Source organism: Alkalihalobacillus pseudalcaliphilus, assembly GCF_028610675.1.
Taxonomy (GTDB): Bacteria; Bacillota; Bacilli; order Bacillales; family Bacillaceae_D; genus Alkalihalobacillus; species Alkalihalobacillus pseudalcaliphilus.
In genome coordinates, this window is record NZ_JAQQWS010000002.1 from 289,524 (window position 1) to 312,099 (window position 22,576).

At 40.4% G+C, this 22,576-nt stretch carries 18 protein-coding genes and 1 riboswitch; of the genes, 3 read left to right on the plus strand and 15 right to left on the minus strand.

Annotated features, from left to right (window positions below):
- Window positions 1-263: 263 nt before the first annotated feature.
- Complete coding sequence (locus PQ479_RS08045; RefSeq protein ID WP_053070251.1) at window positions 264-1,286, minus strand: DUF2804 domain-containing protein; 1,023 nt, start codon at window positions 1,284-1,286, stop codon at window positions 264-266.
- Window positions 1,287-1,430: 144 nt separating this feature from the next.
- Here PQ479_RS08045 and PQ479_RS08050 point away from each other — a divergent pair, with 144 nt between their 5' ends.
- Window positions 1,431-1,931: a hypothetical protein gene (locus PQ479_RS08050; protein ID WP_273716910.1), complete on the plus strand. Its 501-nt coding sequence runs from the start codon at window positions 1,431-1,433 to the stop codon at window positions 1,929-1,931.
- Window positions 1,932-2,404: 473 nt separating this feature from the next.
- Here the strand turns inward: PQ479_RS08050 and PQ479_RS08055 are convergent, their stop codons facing one another.
- The 12 genes from PQ479_RS08055 to tenA all read right to left on the minus strand — a co-directional run bounded on the left by PQ479_RS08055 (window position 2,405) and on the right by tenA (window position 17,252).
- Window positions 2,405-4,846 carry a S8 family serine peptidase gene (locus PQ479_RS08055; protein ID WP_047987033.1) on the minus strand — a complete coding sequence of 814 codons (2,442 nt, stop codon included), beginning with the start codon at window positions 4,844-4,846 and terminating at the stop codon, window positions 2,405-2,407.
- 444 nt (window positions 4,847-5,290) lie between these two features.
- The gene (locus tag PQ479_RS08060) at window positions 5,291-5,455 is read right to left on the minus strand and encodes a hypothetical protein (RefSeq protein ID WP_273716912.1); all 165 of its coding nucleotides are present in this window, start codon (window positions 5,453-5,455) and stop codon (window positions 5,291-5,293) included.
- Between the two features lie 198 nt (window positions 5,456-5,653).
- Entirely contained in the window at window positions 5,654-6,262 is a 609-nt protein-coding gene (locus tag PQ479_RS08065) for a sterol desaturase family protein (protein ID WP_047986726.1), read from the minus strand.
- A gap of 161 nt (window positions 6,263-6,423) precedes the next feature.
- A complete protein-coding gene (mqo, locus tag PQ479_RS08070; protein WP_047986725.1) occupies window positions 6,424-7,935 on the minus strand; it encodes a malate dehydrogenase (quinone) in 1,512 nt (503 codons plus the stop codon).
- Between the two features lie 321 nt (window positions 7,936-8,256).
- Window positions 8,257-8,529, minus strand: coding sequence for a hypothetical protein (locus PQ479_RS08075; protein ID WP_047986724.1), 273 nt, complete (start codon window positions 8,527-8,529; stop codon window positions 8,257-8,259).
- Window positions 8,530-8,565: 36 nt separating this feature from the next.
- Window positions 8,566-10,074 (minus strand): MSCRAMM family protein, encoded by a 1,509-nt coding sequence (locus PQ479_RS08080; protein ID WP_047986723.1) that lies wholly within the window; start codon window positions 10,072-10,074, stop codon window positions 8,566-8,568.
- Between the two features lie 520 nt (window positions 10,075-10,594).
- Window positions 10,595-12,100, minus strand: coding sequence for a tripartite tricarboxylate transporter permease (locus PQ479_RS08085; RefSeq protein ID WP_047986722.1), 1,506 nt, complete (start codon window positions 12,098-12,100; stop codon window positions 10,595-10,597).
- Between the two features lie 21 nt (window positions 12,101-12,121).
- Entirely contained in the window at window positions 12,122-12,580 is a 459-nt protein-coding gene (locus PQ479_RS08090; protein WP_047986721.1) for a tripartite tricarboxylate transporter TctB family protein, read from the minus strand.
- Between the two features lie 15 nt (window positions 12,581-12,595).
- The gene (locus PQ479_RS08095) at window positions 12,596-13,597 is read right to left on the minus strand and encodes a tripartite tricarboxylate transporter substrate binding protein (RefSeq protein ID WP_047987032.1); all 1,002 of its coding nucleotides are present in this window, start codon (window positions 13,595-13,597) and stop codon (window positions 12,596-12,598) included.
- 495 nt (window positions 13,598-14,092) lie between these two features.
- Window positions 14,093-14,773, minus strand: coding sequence for a response regulator (locus PQ479_RS08100; RefSeq protein ID WP_047986720.1), 681 nt, complete (start codon window positions 14,771-14,773; stop codon window positions 14,093-14,095).
- A gap of 4 nt (window positions 14,774-14,777) precedes the next feature.
- The gene (locus PQ479_RS08105) at window positions 14,778-16,358 is read right to left on the minus strand and encodes an ATP-binding protein (protein WP_047986719.1); all 1,581 of its coding nucleotides are present in this window, start codon (window positions 16,356-16,358) and stop codon (window positions 14,778-14,780) included.
- Between the two features lie 201 nt (window positions 16,359-16,559).
- Entirely contained in the window at window positions 16,560-17,252 is a 693-nt protein-coding gene (gene tenA / locus PQ479_RS08110; protein WP_047986718.1) for a thiaminase II, read from the minus strand.
- A 192-nt stretch (window positions 17,253-17,444) separates the two neighbouring features.
- A riboswitch (TPP riboswitch) is annotated at window positions 17,445-17,545 on the minus strand.
- A 365-nt stretch (window positions 17,546-17,910) separates the two neighbouring features.
- Between tenA and PQ479_RS08115 the strand changes: the two genes are divergently transcribed.
- Window positions 17,911-18,201 carry a hypothetical protein gene (locus tag PQ479_RS08115; RefSeq protein ID WP_047986717.1) on the plus strand — a complete coding sequence of 97 codons (291 nt, stop codon included), beginning with the start codon at window positions 17,911-17,913 and terminating at the stop codon, window positions 18,199-18,201.
- A 181-nt stretch (window positions 18,202-18,382) separates the two neighbouring features.
- Window positions 18,383-19,399 (plus strand): hypothetical protein, encoded by a 1,017-nt coding sequence (locus PQ479_RS08120; protein ID WP_047986716.1) that lies wholly within the window; start codon window positions 18,383-18,385, stop codon window positions 19,397-19,399.
- A 51-nt stretch (window positions 19,400-19,450) separates the two neighbouring features.
- Here the strand turns inward: PQ479_RS08120 and PQ479_RS08125 are convergent, their stop codons facing one another.
- Window positions 19,451-21,277 (minus strand): M3 family metallopeptidase, encoded by a 1,827-nt coding sequence (locus PQ479_RS08125; protein ID WP_053070250.1) that lies wholly within the window; start codon window positions 21,275-21,277, stop codon window positions 19,451-19,453.
- A gap of 262 nt (window positions 21,278-21,539) precedes the next feature.
- The gene (locus tag PQ479_RS08130; RefSeq protein WP_047986714.1) at window positions 21,540-22,235 is read right to left on the minus strand and encodes a hypothetical protein; all 696 of its coding nucleotides are present in this window, start codon (window positions 22,233-22,235) and stop codon (window positions 21,540-21,542) included.
- Window positions 22,236-22,576: the final 341 nt, after the last annotated feature.

The following is a 22,576-nucleotide window of genomic DNA, read 5'->3' on the forward strand; positions in this document are numbered from 1 at the left end:
GATTGGTTTCACTATTCATATTATGGAAATTCTAGGTTGTTAAGAGTTTTTGATTGAAGAAGGGTCGAATGAACTCTCTATTCCTTTGGAAATAGCCGTTTCAACATCTTGTAGAGAATGAAGCACATCCGCTTTATGATTTTCCGTCTCGTCAATTAACATATTCATCTCATGTACCGACTAATGTGTTTTTTCCGCCAACTCATATTCACACGATTGACGAAAAAAAAGACGCATATGGTTCTCGCCAACCATGCATCTTTTTACCACTTCGCTTGATGGTCTTCTGCCCACCCTAACATCGAGTCAATCCAATGAACCACACCTTCATCATCGACAACACGACCATTATAATAACCAATCATCTGGTGTACGCTAGATTGCACAATGACGACGTTTGTGGATGCTTCTCTTTCATAAATGGGCGTAAAGCTAAGATCGACCCGTGTAGACTGTACCGTCTTTATTTGCCAAGGTTTCATCCACTGATTTTGATCATAAGTCCATTGCAACTCTTCATGAATTTTATGAAGCTTTCCATCAATAATTAATCCATTTTCATTTTGACCCGTACCAACCGTCCATTGTCCGCCAAAATTCAAACCCACCACATGACCGGCAGCACTTTTCCCTGATGCTGCTCCCCAGTTCCATGTTGAAGAATACTTCCATATCCCTCGACCAAAATCCAAACAGCCATAGGCAGAGTCTGGTTGAAAAAGGTACTCCTTTTTTCCCCATTGTACTTTCCCACTCGCTGGTAAAGCAGGCTGCTTAGATGTAAATTGAAACCTCTTCTTACTCCATGGAATGACCACGTTTAAAGATTCCGGCTCATCAGACCGATCAAGAATAAAATCCGCTCGTAAAACTTCATTCTTTTGGCTAAAGTGATGAATTTGCACATGAATTCGTGTATGTGTGGACGCTTCTAAAAACTCAATATTCATATGTTTTCCATGAAAAGTCACCGATTCATTCACTTGATCAGGCATGTCCAATTCCCGACCTAGGGGGAATAATTCTGTTTTTTCAAAAAACTTAAGTGTGTTCAAATCCAATACATAAATAAACATCACGGCTGCATAATCAAGGTGAGAAATGGTCACTGAAAAAAGAAAGTCAGGACTTGTGAGACACCAATAATTCCATTTCTTCTTCCTGCCAAAATGGCCACTTAGATTGCAATCAATGAGCGGTTGCCTCGCCCACCCAATACTTTCCGGATTAAGATCGCCATTATCTAAACACAACTTTACAGGATAGCGAATTTCATGAGCATGCATTGGCATTCTCCTTCTAGATAGCTTTTATGGAAAATAAGCTCCTTTCTTCTAATCATATGTAGAGATAGCCTCTTAGACAAGTCTTTTTTATATGCTTGTTACGATCTCTATGTATTTTCCACGCACAACACTGCGCATCTCCTGTTGCTCGGGCTTCCTTCCTCTTTTTCTGCCTGCAACCCCGTGATTCCGCTTTTGCTCGGGCTTCCTCTCTCTTTTTCAAGCCGCAACCCCGTGATTCCGCTTTTGCTCGGGCTTTCTTCTCATTTTCCGGCATGTAACCCCGCGATTCCGCTTTTGCTCGGGCTTCCTCTCTCTTTTTCTGCTCGCAACCCCGTGATTCCGCTTTTGCTCGGGCTTCCTCTCTCTTTTTCAAGCCGCCACCCCGTGATTCCGCTTTTGCTCGGGCTTCTTCTCTCTTTTTCTGCCCGTAACCCCGCGATTCCGCTTTTGCCCGGGCTTCCTCTCTTTTTTTCAAGCCGCAACCCCGTGATTCCGCTTTTGCTCGGGCTTTCTTCTCATTTTCCGGCATGTAACCCCACGATTCCCCGTTTGCTCGGGCTTTCTTCCTCTTTTTCAAGCGCCACCCCGCGATTCCGCGTTTGCTCGGGCTTTCTTCTCATTTTCCGGCATGTAACCCCGTGATTCCGCGTTTGAACGGGCTTCCTCTCTCTTTTTCAAGCCGCAACCCCGTGATTCCGCTTTTGCCCGAGCTTCCTCTCTCTTTTTCTGCTCGCAACCCCGTGATTCCGTGTTTGCCTGGGCTTCCTCTCTCTTTTCCATCCCGAAACCCTGTGATTTCAGCTTTCCCTACAATACTAGAGCCCTTTTCAGAGGCTTACGTTACTACTTCTCACCTTTCCCTACAACACCTCAGCCCTTTCCAGCAGCACTGCCTACGCTTGTCTTATCCCTCCACCTTGTTCACCTGCCCACGTATTCCCCCTCCCTCCACCGCATATCTCCTGCGATCCAATCGGCACTGCACATCACCGTTGCAGTGCAGTACCCACCGTTTCCCTTTCACCATCTAGCTATCCACACATACTAGTGCACATCAAAAAACCGACTAGCCTCTCTACCTTCACTAGTCGGTCTTCTATCATTTCGCCTAAATGTTATTGCCTTATTTGGAAGTTCACTCCTGCTAAATCAGATTGCCCTTTCTTTGTTGCATAGAGATACACATTGTAGAAACCAGCCTGTAGCTTTTCACCATTAACTGTGCCATCCCATTTAAAGACGGTATCATATCCTGGCTTCACATTCTCTACGTAACCTATGTCTCCAAGGTAAGCTATAGGTGTCCCTTGGCTATCTGATTGATAAATAAAGATTTCAACATTTTCTGCTCCGCCAGGCAGATTGCCACCGATTTCATAAGAACCGGCTCCTGCTTGTATGATATATGGATTGGCCACACGTGGATAATCGGGTTCTTGGACAAATAAAATCGTCGGCACAACGGCACGGTCTTTACCGTTACTAATCGTTATCGTCCCTTCATAGTAACCAGGATCTAGCTTACTAGCGTCAACTTGAACGTTCATATTAACCTTTTGTGATTTCCCTGGGTTCACACGTAAATTATTACTAGTCATCACCTTAATGCCTTTTTCCGCATCCTTTAAATCTACTTCAAATGTATAGGTTTCCCTTTTATCAGAAAGGTTCCAAATCGTGAAATGCTGTCTTTCCACTTGTTTACCTTTTTTCTTATCAAAAATTCCAAATGAGTGACTACCAGGTGTAACAAGCGTTTCAGTTTCTAACGCATCGACAATTCGAATACTTCCTGCCCCTTGCGTATTATGAGGATAACCCTTACCTGTCTCAGGATCTATCAGTGTTTCGGCCGTATTCATCAAGGAAGACTTAATAAAATCAACATCCCAATCAGGATTTTCCTGTAAAAGAAGAGCTACAGCTCCGGCTACATGTGGTGAAGCCATACTTGTACCGTTTTTCGCTCCATACCCGTGTGGCTGTGCCGCATTATGTGTAGGAATCGTACTCACAATCCCAACACCCGGTGCAGAAACGTCAGGCTTAATCATCCACGTATCTGTTACAGGACCCCTAGATGAGAAACTAGCAACCGATTCACCATATTCATGACTGAATTCAATCGAAAACGTCACCTCATTTTCACCTTTGTTAAGCTCCTCCAATAACTTGGCACCATCTTCTGCCGTCGTTCTAATCGTCGGAATCGCTGTACCAGGAACCGTTACAATTTCTCCTTCTACATTATTATAGATAATTGCCGCGACGGCTCCTGCATTCTTAGCCGCTTGGGCTTTATCAACAAAAGCAATGCCTGCACCTCGACTAATTAAAGCAACTTTTCCTTCTACATCGACACCATCAAATTCTTCAGGTGCCCCGTACCCTACATTTACATATTCATAGGTTTGTCCATCAAGGGACAAAATCGCCTCATCTGTAGGGAAACCCATCACCTTAGCAGAAGCTAGCCTTAAATTCCCAGAAGTCACAACCTCCGAAGTATAGATATTATAGGGAAGATCTGTAGCTCCTACTGAAATTGCGTCACGAGACGTACCTGGTGAACCAACCGTCCAATTATTAGGTCCACTGTTACCATTCGAAGTTACAGCTACAACCCCTTCTTTCATCGCCCAATCTAAGGCAATACTTGTTGCAAAATCAGGTAAATTCAACGTATTACCGAGCGATAGGTTCATCACATCTGCACCATCTTGCACCGCTCTTTCAATCCCAGCGATAACATTCGCTGTCGAGCCTGTCCCACCTGGACCAAGAACACGATAAGCAAGTAAAGTTGCATCTGGAGCTATCCCTTTAATGAGACCATTAGCTGCCACCGTACCAGCTACGTGTGTACCATGATCGGTCGCTCTGCCTCGCGGATCACCGGCAGGTGTCTCCTGTGGGTCGTCATCATTATCTACAAAATCCCAGCCTTTATAGTCACCAAATGCATGCTCTAAATCAGGGTGCGTATAATCAACCCCTGAGTCAATAACTGCCACTGTGATGCCTTCTCCAGTTAACCCTGACTCCCACGCGACATCTGCCCCAATATGTGGAGCACTATCTAACATATTGGGATGATATACATCCTCTTCTACAACTTCTGTTTCACCTACAGATGTAACCGTGTAGGTAATGTCCGGATAAACAGCCTTAATACCAGGAATCGTTAATAAAGCAGGTACTTCATTGGCTGTCAATTCAACAGCGAAGCCAGAAAAAAGATAGTCATACTCTTGAATGATTTTCGCCTCATTAATGACCTTATCTATTCCATTTATAACTTGTGTTCGTGCTTTTGATAGACTCGATTGTGTTTTGACCGTTCCACTATGCTTGGATTCAACGACAGATGGTGTCTCAAGCTCAATAATGACCGACGTTACCTCATCTGATGTAACATCAATCTCCCCAACAAGCTCTGCACCCGTTTTTGCTTCCTTCATAACTAGATTATTGGCCGATACCGAATGGCCTAATGGAAGAAAACCTAAAATGAATATAAGAACTAATAAATGAATCTTAACCAACGACTTTTTCACCACGTATAACCTACTCCTTCACCCTTTTAATTTTTAACATTCTAGTAATTCTATTTTTTATTATTTTTACCTTGCTACTATTTTCGTATTTTCATATAGTCCTTTTAGCTAAGTAAACCTTATAAAAATACAATATATTCCAAGATAAAACTATATTCCAAAATCATCCCCACGATAAAAGCCTCTTTGTCAGATTTTCTCCATAAAAAAGTCCCTCATTTGGTCACGTAACCAAAAGAGGGACAACTTTTCTATTCTAATCCTGTTATTGAAAAGTTAACAGGTAAGTCTGTCTGTACAATTTCGTTCCCTTCAATCATAAAAGTAAAATAACGGAAATCAGTTTGTAAAATTGAATAAATTCCACATTATTACCAGAGCAATCCCAAAGCGACTATTACTTTCACCTGTTAAAAGGAAATCGACATCAATCGTTAAACTGTCCTATGGCAACAAAGTATAAGGCTCTTCAACACGTACCGTATACACACCTAAACTAGTATGCTGAACAGTAAATCCACTTCTACTCGTAATCGTACCTTCTTCACTAATTAGACCTCCAAAGGTCACAAAATCTGGTAGATTAACGGAACAACGACAAGTATTCATACAAGCTGTGCCACATTTACAGCTAGGGTCTCAATCGCAGCCGCCTTTGCTAGTCATTGGCTGGTGCATAGGCCGATTACCCCGCTACTGGATTCCCATTTTCGCTAATCATTTTTCTTCATATTCCTCACCCTCTATTCAAAAGCCTTTCTACTACTTATATAGCTTATGAGCAAAGTATGGACTGGATTGGAATTCTTACCGGTGCTCTAGCCTTTTAGCGGTCTGACTTTTATCAACTTCATTTTGCTCCTTCCACGTACCCATCGTTTTATCTAGCGAAGTATGTGTCACCCCATACCAATAATTCTCATTCTTAAAATGATGAAGCAAATGATGCTTTTTCAATTTTTGTCCAAAGGCGGTTTTCGGTTGAATCGGCCGATGTGCGACAAAATGAGACCATTCATAAAAAAGGAAATAACCGAGTAACCCTGTAGCAAAAGCGAGTGTCAGCACGATATTTGACGTAAATCCATAAATAATCGCACAGATAATAAATAGACCTGGTAAACTAAACCACCATGGTAAAAATAAAAGGTGAAGCTCATTTGGATGTGTATGATGATCGTAATGCAATCGCTTAAGCAATCTTAAGAAAAATTGTTGCTTAGGTGGCTTCATATGAAAGACAAAGCGGTGGACGACATATTCACTAAGTGCATAACTGAATGCTCCAGCAAGAATGTATACAAATGCGAGTAATGATACATGGTATAAGGTAAATATAAGGCCGGCTAGAAAAAGCAAAGTGACAATGAATACATCGGGAAAAAAGAAAAAAGTGCGAACATGCTTGCTCATCATAACACTCCCTTTCACTTGTTATGAAACTTGTATTCGAAATAGACATCGGGTATTCCTGCCCAACCAACTGATAAATAACGAAACAAAAAAGACTGCCTCATTTTCTGAAAACAGAATAAGACAGCCCTTACATACAAAAGGTTCCGAAAAATGCCTTTATTTTAACTTAAGATTTTCTCCTTAGACGGCTCTTCACCAAGACCAAGGATTTTATCGGTCGTGCGAATCATTTCGTGAAAATGCTTCGGGTGATCCATCAACGCTAAACCGTAAGATGGAATCATTTTTTTTATTTTAGGCTCCCAGCCCTTCATTTCCTTAGGAAAACATCGAGCTAACACATCAAGCATAACTTTTACAGCTGTGGATGCACCCGGTGAGGCACCCAGTAAGGCAGCAATGGAACCATCGCCTGCTGTTACAACCTCTGTCCCGAATTGTAGCGTTCCTTTTCCACCTTCGACTGTATCCTTAATTACCTGTACACGCTGACCTGCCACAATCATTTGCCAATCTTCTAGCTGAGCATCGGGAATAAATTCTCTAAGCTCCTCTAGACGCTTTTCATTCGAAAGAAGTACTTGTTGAATGAGATATTTCGTTAAACCCATTTCCTTCATCCCCGCACTAAGCATCGTAAAAAAGTTGTTTGGTTTGACAGAACAAATTAAATCCATATTGGATCCTGTCTTCAGGAATTTAGGTGAGAAGCCAGCAAATGGACCAAATAATAACGACTTTTCATTATTAATATAACGAGTATCTAGGTGTGGCACAGACATAGGCGGTGCTCCTACCTTCGCTTTTCCATATACTTTTGCATGATGCTTTTCAATGACTTCCTTGTTCTTACAGACCATAAATAAACCACTAACAGGGAATCCGCCAATTTGTTTCGATTCTGGTATACCTGTTTTTTGTAAAAGATGAAGGCTGCCTCCGCCTGCACCAATAAAAACGAACTTAGCAGAATGATATTCGACTTCTCCTGTTTGTTCATTTTTAATTTTTAATTTCCATAAACCACTCGAGTCTTTTTTGAGATCCTTAACGCTATGTTGAAAATGCACTTCGACATTTTGTTCGTTAAGATGACTAATAAGCATACGTGTTAACGAACCGAAATTAACATCCGTACCACTATCAATCTTTGTGGCTGCGATCGGCTCATCCGTTTTTCTTCCATTCATAACAAGCGGCATCCACTCGTTAAGTTTGTGAATATCTTCTGTGTATTCCATACCATGAAATAATGTATTATTTGATAGCGCTTCCATACGTTTTTTCAAAAACTGAACATTCTCAGCACCGTGTACTAAACTAATATGAGGGATTGGCATAATAAAATCTTTAGGATTACGGATTACATTGCTCTGTACGAGATAGGCCCAAAATTGTCTTGAGATTTGAAATTGTTCATTTACATTGATAGCTTTACTTATATCAACTGAACCATCTGGCTTTTCGGATGTATAATTAAGTTCACAAAGAGCAGCGTGACCTGTTCCTGCATTATTCCATTCGTTTGAGCTTTCTTCACCAGCACTAGCTAGCTTTTCAAATACTTTCATTTTCCAATGCGGTGCTAATTCTTTTAACAACGAGCCCAATGTCGCACTCATCACACCCGCACCGATTAAAATAACATCTGACTTCGTTTCTCGATTGCCCATTTCTCCCATCCTTATATCTGTTATATTTATTTGAAATTCCTCTATTATCTAATAATTATAAACCATTTAGTCAGGATAAAAAAGTAGAACTCTTATGATTCGAAGGTAGAAATAAAAACCAAAACGCTTACATTACCTTGATATCAAGATTTCAATTACTTTTTTACTTTTCTAACTCCTTTTATATTATTTCATTAAATGTATATTTTTCATAGCATATTTTTATAAAAATGAAAAAAGCCCTTGCTCATCATGCTTTTCTATCACTTGGATGAGAAGAACTTTTGGATGGAAGTGATGCTAATGATGATGTGCGGAGTTCTACTTGCCGCTACCGAAAATCATGATCCGCTTCCCACGGGTGTCTCCGCATGTTTTCGTCCGCTGGGTGACTGCAGTTCTCAAATTCAAAATCATTCTTACAACAAATATAAAAATGAATAAGAAATAGAACTGAATGAATGAAAAGCCCCCAAGTAAAAAAGCAAAGTCCAATTGAACAAAAGGCCACCAGTCAAAAAGTAAAAATAACATTGCATAAAAATCCACCCTTAAAAGGGAAAAACCATCTTTCTCTTTTTTCCCTCTGATCATGTGGAGCACCTACCCACTCTAACGTGGTACTATTAGTCATGGGTTAACCCTATACAGGAATTGGATTTGAGTAGGTGTATCAGGATAACTAATCCCAACTAATGGAGCACTTTCAGGTACTAATCCTATCAATGTGTATCCTGGAATTTCTAAAAGTTGATCTGGTGTTATGACATATTGCCCGTTTTCAATTTGAACCGTGTCAGCTGCTAAAGACCTTCCATCTTCATCAACGTAAGAGGTTATAATTTGCCCTTGAATTGTAGGTTTATTTTGTACAAGTAAGCCCCCATTGTCTGGACTTACTCCATTAATACTTGTCACCACACCTCCGTTCACCTCAATCATATACGTCACTGGGTCTATTTGATAACCAGGTAGAGCACTTACTTGACGAACTCTGTATTCACCGTCTGGCAAAGCCTGTTCAATAAATCCTGAGGAGTTAGTCGTAAATGTTCCTATCACCGTACCATCTTGTCGGGCAATTTCAAAAACAACATCTTGCAAAGGGCGATACGTCTCACTTTCGGCAAGCTGTAATAACAATTGTCCCGTACTATTACCAAATTGATAATTGGCTAATGGAAAACCATCGATTGTGATATATCCAAACGGTGAGACAAAAACATCATAACTTGTTTGATTATCTACATAGCTAGGAGGAGCATTACTTTCAACGAGCGTATAATTTCCTGGTTCCACTATTGCGAAATTAACGAGTGGATCAGAAATTTGAGTATTTATGACAGTCCCACTGCTATCAAGAAGTTCAAAGAGGGCACCACTTAAAGGCGAAATATCTGGAAAAGACAACTTTTCGAAATTCAGTTCTGCTTCTTCCATGTTAAATAATAGGAAGCCATCTGCCTCTTCACCATTAATTGTGACCTCACCTGATGTGGCTACTTCTACTAGATAACTTGGTTCAAACGGACGATAACCTGCTGGTATTCCGGTTTCTATTAACTCATAAGAACCTGGTGCTAAATGGCTAAAATTCACTTCACCTAAGCGGCTCGATGTGGCTTGATCGACTGGTATTCCTTCTTGATAAAGGGTATAAATTGCACCTGGGAGTGGGGAAAGCGAAGTATACATACGCTTTAAGGCGGTAAACTCACCGACTATACCTGGTTGACCAGGCGAATTAGGAATAACCAATTCATTGCTTTGAAAATTATTCACCCATGTTACACCAAATCGGTCAATTCGAACCTTATACATTTGTCGATTAGGCGTATAACCAAGTGGCGGTGTAACTTCCATTAAATGATAGATCATCTCAATTTGTAATAAAAAACGCACTCGTCCGCTAGAATCAGAAACCTCTTCTTGTACGTCTCCATACTGATCCACTAATCGAAATAGAGCTCCTCCTAATGGTAGATTGGTTGAGCTATCAACCTTAGTAAAGGTAAATGGTAACCTCAAATTCATAGAGTGACACTTAGAACGAGGCTTTTTTGATTTACATTTCTGAGAAAATCGATTTTTCCCTTGTCCGATCACCTTCTTCTTTTTATATGGCCAATAGTCTTTCATCGTACTCACATCCTTCTCCTTTTTAATAGGATATGAGTTATCTTTCAGTTTTGCTTGTACGAGTGACGAGGTGTTTGGTAGGGAAGTGTATAAATCCTAATTTAGGAATGTCCAGAAACGATTAAATAACCATGTACACTTTTGGGTGGGCAAAAATCAGTGCTATGTTAGGAAAAGCGTACGGAAATGTAACTTAGGGGAGGGAGGTTGTGCATCAATCACGTTTGGGTGGTTATAAACTTGTATTTTGCTCGGGCTTCCTTCCTCTTTTCCTGCCCACAACCCCGCGATTCTACTTTTGCCCTGGCTATTTTTCACCTCGCAAGCTCACGACTCTACCTTTTCTCCATCTCAGATTGATTTGAGCCCCCCATGTATGCTTTTTATGATAGTTTTCTCATGCTATAGGTGATGATCTACTTACCTTACCACTACCAAAAATCATGCTGTTTATCTTAACTCATATAAGCCCCTCTTAAATAGAAAAAAGACACCTAGCAATCAGGTATCTTTTTTATCCTTACATATTTACATCAGTTGGTTCGATATTTTTCTGTCTTCGCTTTCGGTCACGCCATGCTGGGATGACTAGTGCTAAAACCGTCACGACAAAAAGTGTAACAGCTAACGGACTTGTATAGAAAATACTCCATGAACCACCTGAGATTGTTAAAGACTGACGTAGTGCCTGTTCCATCATGCCACCTAGAATAAAGGCAAGTATAAACGGTGCTGCTGGGAAGGCAAATATCCTCATCAAGTAACCAACTATTCCAAAAATAACGAGTAAATATAAATCAAATGTGCTAAAGCTTACCGCATATACCCCGACCAAACTTGAAATGACAACTAAAGAAATCAACAAAGGGCGTGGTACTTTTAATATTTTTACAAAATAAGGAATCAGTGGTAAGTTCAAAATCAGTAAGAATATATTACCGATATACATACTTGCAATTACACCCCAAAATACCGTTGGGTTTTCTGTCATAAGTAAAGGACCAGGCTGGACACCTAGAACGAGGAATGCACCAAGCATGACCGCGGTTGTTCCTGAACCCGGTATACCTAAGCTAAGCAACGGTACAAAGGCACCACTTGTTGCAGCATTATTTGCGGTTTCTGGACCCGTTAATCCTTTAATCGAACCTTTTCCGAATTCCTCTGGTTTTTTCGCAATTTTTTTCTCACTAATATAAGCTACAAACGAAGAAATTGTTGCCCCAGCACCTGGTAACACACCAAGTAAGAACCCTAAAAAGGATTGCCTTGTTAATGGGCCCTTCATTTCTTTAAAATCTTCTTTCGTTAATTTCAAGCTACCGATATTATTAAGACCTTTCATCTTTTGCTTCCGATTAATAATTAAAAAACAAACTTCAGCTAGAGCGAAAACACCAAGTGCAATGATTAAAAAATCGATGCCATCTAATAGATTCACACTACCCATTGTGAAACGACTCGTTCCTGTTTGCGAATCAATTCCAATCGTGACAACCATAAAACCTAGAACGGCAGAAATTAACGCTTTAATAGTAGAGCCTTCTGATAGACTTGCAATCGCCGTCAAGCCTAATAACATCAAGGCAAAATATTCTGGAGGACCAAATATAATGGCTACACTTGCAAGCATTGGAGCAAATAACATTAATAGAATTACACTGACCGTTCCACCAATAAATGAAGCAATCGCCGAAATAGCTAACGCCTTTCCCGCTTTTCCTTGTTGAGCCATCGGGTAACCATCAAAGGAAGCCGCTACCGTTCCGGCAACCCCTGGAGCATTTAATAAAATCGAAGAAGTCGAGCCTCCATACATCGAACCGTAATAAACGCCGGCCATCATAACTAAAGCAATAGTCGGGTTCATCCCATAAGTCACTGGAATCATAATCGCAATCGCACTAATTGGACCAAGACCAGGTATCATCCCAATTAACGTTCCAAGTAATACCCCAATAAATACAAATAGGATCGCTTCCCAGCTAAAAGCCACTTGAAACCCCTGCATAATCCCTTCAAACATTTATCTCACTCCCCTCTTTATTTAAAATGGTAAAATTCCAGATGGTAAACGAATCGACAGTCCATAGTTAAACATGCTATAGGCACCAACAGAGAAAATAACAGCTGTTATGAGCAGAACCTTCCAATTCGTATAGCCCAAAAATCGCGAGCAAGCCACAATAAAAAACCCGGTCATAATGACGAAGCCAACCACTTCTAAAACCGTAATATAAATAAGAATCATACCGAGGACACCAAGCAGCATAAGTGCATCCTTTTTAGGAATGACTCTTTTTTGTTTTTGCTCCTCCGTATCAACATCCTTACTAAAAAAGAAAATAATCGATAATACCAATAAGGAAAAACCTAACAATTTCGGTACTAGATCAGCATCAACCGGAACAAAGATATACTCTGGAAGCTGAAAAGCCATGATTAAATAAATACTAGCAATGACAAATAACGCCAGCGAGAGCCCTTTGTTAACGTTTATATTCATGCTCTTAACTCCCTCCTATTCTTCAATAAAGCCAAGTTCAATTAAAATGGCCTCTAAGTCCTCGGATTGTTGCTTTAAAAACTCCGTAAATTCCTCACTGTCCATAAATTGTTCATCCCAACCGTACATATCACGAATGTTGGCAAATGCCTCCGATTCAGACGTTTGTCGAAAAACATCCTCATAATAAGCCAGCTGCTCCTCTGTCATTTCTGGCGGTCCAAACATACCTCGCCAAACAATAAACTCTGAGTCTATCCCTTGCTCTTTCGCTGTTGGCAGAGTTTCCAAGTACTCATCACCTTGAAGACGTTCCGGTGCCGTAATCGCAAGAACCTTTAATTTTCCAGCACGTGCCTGATCGGCAACATCCATAACCCCTGATGAAATAACATCGACACTACCATTTAAGACCGAAGTCATCCCACCACCATCCTGGTCAGAGATATACCGAATTTTTGTAATATCAACACCTGCTTTATCTGCGACCATCATAAATTGCATATGATCCATACTTCCCGGAGAAGACGCCCCTACAACGGTAACACTACCAGGATCTTCTCTCATATCTTCAAAAAGCTCATCCAATGTATCCCATTTCGCATCATGTCTAACTGCAAAACCACCGTAGTCAGCAATTAAATTTGCTATCGGCGTGAAATCCTCATATCCATATGGGGATTGTCCATTTAAGTACACAAAATGTAACGGTGGCGAACTGACAAAAATATTATGTGGGTCATTCCGTTTATGAATATAAGACCAAGCAACTGCCCCACCACCGCCTGGCTTATTCACCACCCCAAAGCTACGGTTAGCAAAACCTTCTTCGTCAATCGTCCGCGCTAACATTCGTGCCGTTGTGTCCCAACCGCCACCTGCACCAGCTGGAGCAATGATTTCAATCGAGCGGTCTGGAACCCATTCACCGTACTCGTTCACTGAACCACTTTGAACAGGTAAAGAACATCCCACAAGTAATAGAAAAGCAAGACAACTAAGTGCCCAAAGTTTCATCCTCAATGTAAGTCCCTCCTTCTTAAGTTTTTCTCATTTTACTTGCACAACTTCTTTTTGTAACCGTTTTCAATTTATTGTTCATTAATAACATTCTGAACATTTTGTTCATTTTGTGCATGATTATTTGTAAATACACTTCTGATGCACACGAGCGGCAATTGGGGCCTGGCCGTATAAGCTGTAATTGGAACTGTTGCTGCTATGCATTTCCTTTTCGCAGCATTGTGAGACACTTTTCTCTCTCCATTGCTGCGTATTCTCTTTTCCACAGCATTGCGAGACGTTTTCCTCCTCCTTTGCTGCGTATTCTCCTTTTCTCAGCACTGCGAGACATTTTTCTTCCTCTAGTTCCGCCTATTCTCCTGTTCTCAGCACTGCAAGTATCTGCCCACTTCACGACTGCGCATTCACAGCCACTCTACATTCCCAAAATAAATCCCCCCTTATTTTCCCCATTAAAAAAGTAGCAGCCTCAGCTACTACTCTCCCCCATTAGATTTTCTTTTGTAACACGTATTTTCGCTCTGGGCGTCCTACTATGCCATAGGCGAGTTCAGCTTTGGCCTCACCGACAGAGATTAAATATTCTAAATAACGTCGAGATGTCGTACGGGAGACTCCGATCGCTTGACCTACTTCCTCGGCAGCCATTCCCTCTCTCTGCTCCTCCAACACGACCTTCACCTTTTCTAATGTTAATTGGTCAATGCCCTTTGGATAATCCTCCACCTTTTCAAGCTTAAGACGCTTCGCTTGGAATAAATCATCGACGATCTTTTGCGTAGCCTCTCCTTCAGACTGAAGAATTTTCAAGTTGGCCTCTGCTTTTTTGACTGCCTCTGCTAAACGTTCTAATGCGATTGGTTTAACCAAATAATCAACAGCACCTGACAAGTAAGCTTTTTTAACGATGTCCATATCGGTCGCTGCCGTTATAAGGATAATTTGTAAATCGGGATTTTCCTTTTTGAAATCTTCCATCATTTCCGTACCGAGCTTATCGGGTAAATAAACATCCAAAAGCAACAAATCCACAGGCCAATCTTTTAGCTTTAACAACGTTTCATTCGCGTTTGCTGTACGTTCTACATACTTAATCCCAGGAAGCTCCTGTAAATAATGGCGATGGATTTCTGCAACACGAAAATCATCCTCTGCGACGAGTACATTCATGATCCTAGCCCCTTTCTTTTGGAATATAGATGATAAAAATGGTGCCCTGTGGTTCATTTTTAGTTATTTCTAACGTTCCACCTAACTCAGCCAACGATGCTTGCACAAGTGCTAGACCAAAACCACGGTGTTCTCCCTCTTTTGTGGAAAAGCCTTGCTCTAAGATACGGTCCTCATGCTCTTTAGCAATGCCAAGACCGTTATCTGCCACCTCAATAACTAAATCATGAGCCATATCGGTTAAGAAAATATCAATTTGCGGCTTGGTAACCATTGCAACAGCGTCAAAGGCATTATCAATAACATTGCCGATAATCGTAACAAGCTGATTGGTCGTTTGATCGGGCCATCTATACGTAACAAAACTATCCTCATTAATGGAGAACTCCACTTTCTTTTCAGATGCTTTTGAGATTTTCCCAATCAATACCGCTTGAATCGTCGGGTCTGCCACTTGATCAAATAAAACTTTTTCATAGGAATGCTGTTTCCCTATTTCCTCATGAATAAATTGCTTGGCTTTATCAAGATGGCCAAGCTGCATCCAGCCTGAAATCGCATACAATTTGTTCGTATATTCATGAGTCTGTGCTCGGAGGCCTTGAGAATACTGCTGGACCTCAGACAATGTATGAATAAGCTCCTGCAAATCTGAACGGACTTGAAAGCTAGCTACTTTCCCACCGTAGTGACCATCGTCATGAATGAACTTATAGCGGACTAAAAGAGCTTGCTGATGAATCGTCGTCTCGTAGGAACCCTCTCTTTGCTCGTCTGACAAAACATGGGCTAACTCGGTGTGCGGTAATACGTCCAAAACTGGCTTACCGATAACATCCTGTTCGATGTGTAAAATTTCTTTAGCCGAATGATTAACCAGCGTAATATTCCCTGCTTGATCGGTCGCAAGTAAGCCCTCTTTTATTGACTCTAAAATCGCGCCCCTCTCCTTATACATACGAGCAATTTGATAAGGCTCCAATCCAAATGTATCATTACGAATACTGCGGGCAAGTAAGTAACTACCGATCACACCTATTATAAAAATCAAAGACAGCCATAGTAAGAAACCAAGTAACCCTTGCTGGAATAGTGAATCGACATACGATGCCATAAACCCAACAGAAACAACTCCAATAATCTGTTCATCATCATAAATCGGTGTTTTTCCTCTCACCGATATCCCAAGGCTACCTTCAGCAATGGAGACGTAGCTTTCTCCATAAACAAGAGCTTGTTCATTATCACCACCGACCATATTCTGTCCTACCTTACTCGGGTCGGGGTGGGTATAACGAATTTCATTACGATCACCTACGACAATAAATTCGGCACCCGATTGAATACGGATTCTCTCGATAAAAGGTTGAATCTCACTCGCATCACCATCTATCTCCATACTCCTTTTTACTTCTGGTATTTCTGAAACAGCAATGGCTGTCGTTAATGCTTGTTGGCCAATCATTTGTCGCATCTGCTCACGCTCGAAGGATATATATAATACCGTTACCATCAGCATAATTACTGTCACTAATATACAAACAAGGACGAGAAATTTCCGCTGCAACGGCCATTGATTGTGCATGTCACCCCTCCTCATTGGTTGAATATACGTGTTATCATGAGCGAATTGAACGAAAAATAAGATCAGCATCCCATCTTATCTATTAATCTAAACGAATGTTAACAGATTAATCAATCATTTTTTCGCCATCCGTGGAAACAGCTAATGGAATAGTATCTATACTTTTATGCATAAAAAAACGAGGGAAACCCCTCGTTTTCATTATTTTACTATTTCTTTTTTTAATGATACTGGCCAGTCTTCTTGCTCATAGGCCATCGTCCAGAATTGATGCTCTAGCTGGCAGCTTTTGATGAAATGGTCGAGCATTTTTGTTTTTTCCGATTCACTTGCTTGCTCGGCTTGTTGGTCAATTTTTTCAATAAACGTTTCGACAATCTGAGTGACTTCTGCATTGGCATAAAATTGAATCCAATCATAAAATGGGTGCTCAGGTCCCGGGTTGATTTCTTCAACGAGGCGAACGCCAATTTCATAATACGTCCAAGGGCACGGAGCAAGGGCAGCTAACGTCTCACCGAGGGTACCACTTTGAGCAGCTTCTAGCATGTGACGCGTATAATGATGAGCAGTTGGCGCCAATGGGGCTTTTTGCAAATCCTCATACTGAACACCCGCTACCTGACAAAAATTATTATGTGGGTGTACCTCATCATTTAGAACAAAACCAATTTGCTCCTGAAAAAATGCCATATCATGACGCTCTTCACACTTAGATACCGCTAAACCATAAATGCGACAAAACGTACTCAAATACTCATAATCCTGCTCGACGTAATGAATTAACGCTTCCTTCGGTACATCGCCTTTAGCAATTCCACGAATAAAAGGATGCTCAAAAATCGCCTCAAAAACCGGGTCTGCTTCCTTACGTAATAACTCTGAAAACTTCATCAAAAATTCCTCCTTTAAGTTGGAGGACATCACAACATGGCGAACCTGCCTGAAAGTCATTTCCCAATAGCCAACGGACTCAACCTACTTCTCTATTCAAATAAAAAACTCCTCTTGCCAAAAATGGTAGAGGAGCAGAATGTTTGAAAAGTATGCCAAATAAAGCGTTTTTCATAAAACGTCTACATGACAATAATCCGTGCTCCACTTTCCTCCGCTGGTATCAACCAGATCAGGTTCTAAGGGTTCAGTTAAACTGTCTCAGCCCAAAAAAGGCGCCCCTAGTGGATGTCCTATATAATTCTATTTTATGGTAACATACACTTTTTGATTAAACAAGGAATAATCAAAACCTTACAAAAACCACTTCAAAATGATTGGAGTTACATATTTCAGGAAGAAAAGACGTAAAAATAAACAGGTTAGTATTCATGTAAATAAGCATGGAGAGTTTGCTATAGGCATGGATTAAAAAATGCAGATGACGTATTATATGATTATATGTACTTAATACTGATGACTCTTTATTCAGCATGGCTCTCGCTCAAATATATGCTTAGGAACCATAACATGGAGCAAGCAAATACGAATTCTAATGGCACACACGAACAATATTTTAATATAATATCTTTCATTAAAGATTAAAGGAGAAGATCATGTGGTTACTGCATCGAGACTATTAAAAGCTGTCGCTGGTGGACTGGAGGCTTTTTGGGGTATTCCTTTATTAGGTGGACTTATTATTTTTGGAACAGGTTGGGCACCACTTATGTTTATGTTAGCTGTACACATTATCGGGCTCGTTCTTGCTATGTCTAGTCGCACAAGTAAGGCTGGACATCTATTGGGAATCATTACCTCAATCATTGGTATCATTCCGATCGTCGGTATGATTATGCATATGATTACAGCCCTCGTACTCATTATAGAAACTGTAAGAGGTAAATAACTTACTATTTCTGTTTAAACAGCTAGAGATATACTTATTTCCTACAAAGGTCTGCACACTCGATATTGATTGTGTAGACCTTTTAATATTTTCTTACTTAAAATAGGAATGAAGCCCCTTTTTAGGTGAAACCATTGATTATTACAATAAAATGAAATACAACGATGGAGGTAAAAAAGGAATGGAAGAAAACGTACAAGTGAACACACCGAAAAAATCAGAAGATGAGATAAGTAATTTGATGGTCCTTTACATGTTAATCACATTCATCTTACTCCTTTCCCAACTTTTCTATTTTATTATTGGTTTTTTTAAATCACCGCAAGAGATGATTGACTCTTTCCAGACCCCTTTTATCATAAGCAGTATCCTTTTATATATGGCTATCTCAGCCCTATCAACTGACTTCATTACCACACCGGATAATGAAGCGGCTTCGGAATCGAGAAAGAGGTGGCTTTTAACTTTTATGTATATCCAGGGCTTCCTTCTATACATATTTTCAATGAGCATGGCAGGCATGAAGCGACTTCACTATGGCTTTTATATGAATGAAGGGTTTATGCCATACTTAGATGTGCTCGTAAAGGTCGCATTAGCTCTTATCATAGTTGTAGGAGCCATCCTCTACGTAACTCAGATGTTGGCTCTTGATAACTTGTCCATTTCACTAGTGATGATGGTCATCTTGAACGTTATCGTTATGATTGGAATGGGGCTTTTTTTTACTGCTGAAGAAAATCGTATGTATCACGAAGACCTCTTTTTATCTTCATTTTATTTTGTTACGGTACTTGTCGTATTCTTGGGTTATTTGGGTGCTCGTAGTCTTGCTGTCGATCTTGCCAAGAAAAACAGTGGCGTAAACGACGCCCTCATTAATCACGGAGTAGGTATGATGATGAGCTGTGCAATTATGTTCATTTATGGTCTATTCATTTGGCTAATGAAAGGATGGCTTTTCAGCTACCCGCTTCAAGAGGGGATTCTTCCCTATCTAATTTATTTTATAATTGGAGCACCTATCATGATTGGCCTCACACATATCGGTTTAATAGGCGTAAAAATCATCACCAATAACTTCAAACGAAAGGCAAACATATGGTCATTCGTTTTTGCCGTTATTTATATTGTTCTCGTTATACTCTCTCTGCTTTACTGGTTCGCTCGTGATACTTTTTATTCCTTAATTACATAGTCACCTTAGGATTCGGTAATCCCAAGGTGACTTCTCCACCATGTCATTTGATTAATAAAAACTTTTCTCAAGCGTCGTTACAATATGTCCGACATGGTCAATCGCTTGTTCAATGACTGCCATTGACGACATATCCATACCTGCCTGTTTATATAAATCAAGACCATTTAACGTTCCACCGAGCTTTAGAACTTCTGTCCATTGTTCACCTACTGATACTCCCTCTGCTTTTATCCGATTGGCAATGACGGTCGAAGCGGATATGCCTACCGAGTACGTAAAAGGATATAAGCCCATATAATAGTGAGGCTGGCGCATCCAGGTTAACTTAGCCCCCTCATCCAAATCTACGGTATCTCCCCAAAATTCTGCTAAAACTGCTCCTTTTGTTTCATTGATCACATTTGTTGACAACGGCTTTTTTTGATCCGCCATCTTATATAATCGCCTTAATAGTTCCGCTTCTAAAATATGCGTCACACAATTATGATGATAACTCATCATCTGATACATGTTGAGCCAACGAAGTAACCGCGGATCGGTACGGTTTTTCTCCAAATACTGCACAATCAAGTGCTCAACTAACGTAGAAGGTGATTCAATAAAAAGCAATGAATGACTATTGTTAATAAATTTCTGATTGTCTGCCGCTAAAGTGAGATGAATCGCGTGACCTAGCTCATGTCCGAGTAGTAATAAATCAAAAAGATTACCTACCCATGGATAAAAAGAGTAACCATGTACGCCGTGCACACCACCACCAAAGGCAATCATCCTTCTTCCAACATTATCAGCACGATACACCCAACGCTCCGTGAATACCCGCTTCATTAGTGCTTGATATTCAGGTCCAAGCACAGCAACAGCTTCTACAATTATTTCACCAGCTTCCTCATAGGAAATCATTGGGTCAAAGTCTGGATCTAAAGGTGCCTTTACATCAGAGAGTAAGAGTTCGTCCAACCCAAGCTGCTGTTTTCTAAGACTTGCATAGCGCTGCATATGTGGGGAGAGCTTCTGTAAAAATGTATCAAGTACCTGCTCAAAGTATTCGGTTGAAACGCCATCACCTGCATAAAAGTGACTCTCCGCTGGTGAATGATACTGCAATAAATAATCCATCGTAGATTCATAACCGCGCAGCTTAGCAATCGTCACATTTTTTTGGATTTCACTGTTCAGTGTTTGTGCCATCCCATGTTGATATTTACTAAGTCCTTCAGTTAAAGAACGATACGCATTCCTTCTTAACACGGTATCAGGGGATGTTTCGATTTGAGTTAAGTATGTAAAAAGAGAAACAGGTATCTCCTTTTCATCCTTATTTTTAACAGATTTAAAGACAAGATCCGAAGAGGTCACCGTTAAATAGTTACCATTTGGGGCTTGTAGCGTTTGACGCAATGCCGATAAAAGCTCTTCGCTTCTAGCATCTAGGGCATGCTTTCTTGTTTGTTCGATCTTTTCTAAATAGCGGGAGTAGATTTGGAGCTGAGGCTCTTGTTCGATATAAGTCTCGATTAATTCGCTCGGCGTGGCGAGTAGATGATTCACAAGTTCAGAGCTTAGTTGTGTACTTTTTTTCGCTAATGCATGTGAGCGACCGATACGATTTTGATTACTCTCGTCAGTTGCATCCTCTGTGTGCCGGTAGAAAGCATAATTTGAAACTTTGCTGTAGTCGACCATCATGTGATCGTATTGTTGGAGTAAACGGAATAAGTCCTGCGCACTTTTAGCTTGTGGCTTGATATGTAAAAGCTGATCTAATTGCTGTTCTACTTGGTCATAAGCTTGCTCCCATGCTTGCTCCGATGCAAAAATCGGGGTTAAATCCCACGTTTCCTCGACAGACACCTCTTGGCGTGTTTTCTTCATAGTCATCACTCCTTTTTTAAATATTCTAACATATTGATGTAAATTAACTGACTTGTTTGTTAGGAAATGGTGCTCGTGAGTCACGTGGACATGGTTGTGACTCTCTATCCAGTCGGCCAAGATTATTTTAATTTGAAGTGCCTGTTACTCTCTTTACAGCCACTTCCTCTACTTTTTTCCCTTCAATGTGGCTGCTTCTTTCTATTTACGGCCACTTCCGCTCGTTTTGCCACTTAAATGTGGCTTTATTCCTTCATTACTTCTAATCCTTCGTATTCGTCAAAATCTTATAAATCGCGTCTGTGTATGGCTTAGCTAAATGGTCTTGTGTTAATTCGAAATAGTCCGTGCTCGTTTTCTTAGTGGTCCCAAGCTCTACCCAAACTTGATCAAGCCTTTCAATCGTAACAAGTGGATGATCCATCTCACCTACGCTACCTGCTTGATGAGTATGGACTTTTGTGCCATCGCTTAATTCGAGTATGTAATAGAATTCCCCCTTATTCTGCTTCATTAAAATGCCCGAGCTACGTCCATATACGCCCGTCTCAATCGCCTCTATTTCAGTAAACGGATATTCTTGACCAAAAGGCTGTAGCATTGAATGATGGGTGATTGTCCGATCTGTTATCACCGAAATCGAGGTGAGCGCTGCATACAAAAAAAGTAAACCAACGACCGAAATACTGACTAGTAGTTTCTTTTTGTTAGCACTCAGGAAATCCTTTCTTTTCCTTCTCCCAACAAATATAAAGGCATACAACACAGAGATCGGCAACACACACTGGAAAAAGATTAAAATCAGAGTAGTGGCTTCAAAGGTCCAGAGCACAGCATCATCTGGCACAAACAATAAGAATTGGATCCCATTGATAAGTAAATAAGAGCCAACAGCGATCGCAATAAAAAGGATGAAACAAATGATCCATTTAATAACTAAGTTTAAGATACTTTTCAAAAAGAGTCTCTCCGTCCTGTCATGGTATTTTACTAGATTATACGAGAAAATATCTAATGAAGTTACATAAAAAGTTAAGAATTATTCACTTCTAGAAAAATAATAATGGCCTTTCTTCAAAACCTCTAGATATACGTCCGATTTTCCCTTATATCCGCAAAAAATCTTTTCCTAACAAAACGATTGATTTCTTCCAATCAAGTCAAAAGAGTTCTATTAGTTTTATAAAAATATTAAAAGAAAGGCTTGTTGAATACGTGTATGGTGTCGTAATGACAACAAACTCTCATATCCAACAAACCTTGTCAATATTTTTCTTTTCCTAAACTAGCTTAACAATA

What these genes read in the sequence shown, in the direction of transcription:
- PQ479_RS08045 (WP_053070251.1), bottom strand. Translation starts at nt 1,286, where the DNA reads ATGCATGCTCATGAAATTCGCTATCCTGTAAAGTTGTGTTTAGATAAT.
- PQ479_RS08060 (WP_273716912.1), bottom strand. Translation starts at nt 5,455, where the DNA reads ATGAATACTTGTCGTTGTTCCGTTAATCTACCAGATTTTGTGACCTTT.
- PQ479_RS08065 (WP_047986726.1), bottom strand. Translation starts at nt 6,262, where the DNA reads ATGATGAGCAAGCATGTTCGCACTTTTTTCTTTTTTCCCGATGTATTC.
- mqo (WP_047986725.1), bottom strand. Translation starts at nt 7,935, where the DNA reads ATGGGCAATCGAGAAACGAAGTCAGATGTTATTTTAATCGGTGCGGGT.
- PQ479_RS08075 (WP_047986724.1), bottom strand. Translation starts at nt 8,529, where the DNA reads ATGATCAGAGGGAAAAAAGAGAAAGATGGTTTTTCCCTTTTAAGGGTG.
- PQ479_RS08080 (WP_047986723.1), bottom strand. Translation starts at nt 10,074, where the DNA reads ATGAAAGACTATTGGCCATATAAAAAGAAGAAGGTGATCGGACAAGGG.
- PQ479_RS08085 (WP_047986722.1), bottom strand. Translation starts at nt 12,100, where the DNA reads ATGTTTGAAGGGATTATGCAGGGGTTTCAAGTGGCTTTTAGCTGGGAA.
- PQ479_RS08090 (WP_047986721.1), bottom strand. Translation starts at nt 12,580, where the DNA reads ATGAATATAAACGTTAACAAAGGGCTCTCGCTGGCGTTATTTGTCATT.
- PQ479_RS08095 (WP_047987032.1), bottom strand. Translation starts at nt 13,597, where the DNA reads ATGAAACTTTGGGCACTTAGTTGTCTTGCTTTTCTATTACTTGTGGGA.
- PQ479_RS08100 (WP_047986720.1), bottom strand. Translation starts at nt 14,773, where the DNA reads ATGAATGTACTCGTCGCAGAGGATGATTTTCGTGTTGCAGAAATCCAT.
- PQ479_RS08105 (WP_047986719.1), bottom strand. Translation starts at nt 16,358, where the DNA reads ATGCACAATCAATGGCCGTTGCAGCGGAAATTTCTCGTCCTTGTTTGT.
- tenA (WP_047986718.1), bottom strand. Translation starts at nt 17,252, where the DNA reads ATGAAGTTTTCAGAGTTATTACGTAAGGAAGCAGACCCGGTTTTTGAG.
- PQ479_RS08120 (WP_047986716.1), top strand. Translation starts at nt 18,383, where the DNA reads ATGGAAGAAAACGTACAAGTGAACACACCGAAAAAATCAGAAGATGAG.
- PQ479_RS08125 (WP_053070250.1), bottom strand. Translation starts at nt 21,277, where the DNA reads ATGAAGAAAACACGCCAAGAGGTGTCTGTCGAGGAAACGTGGGATTTA.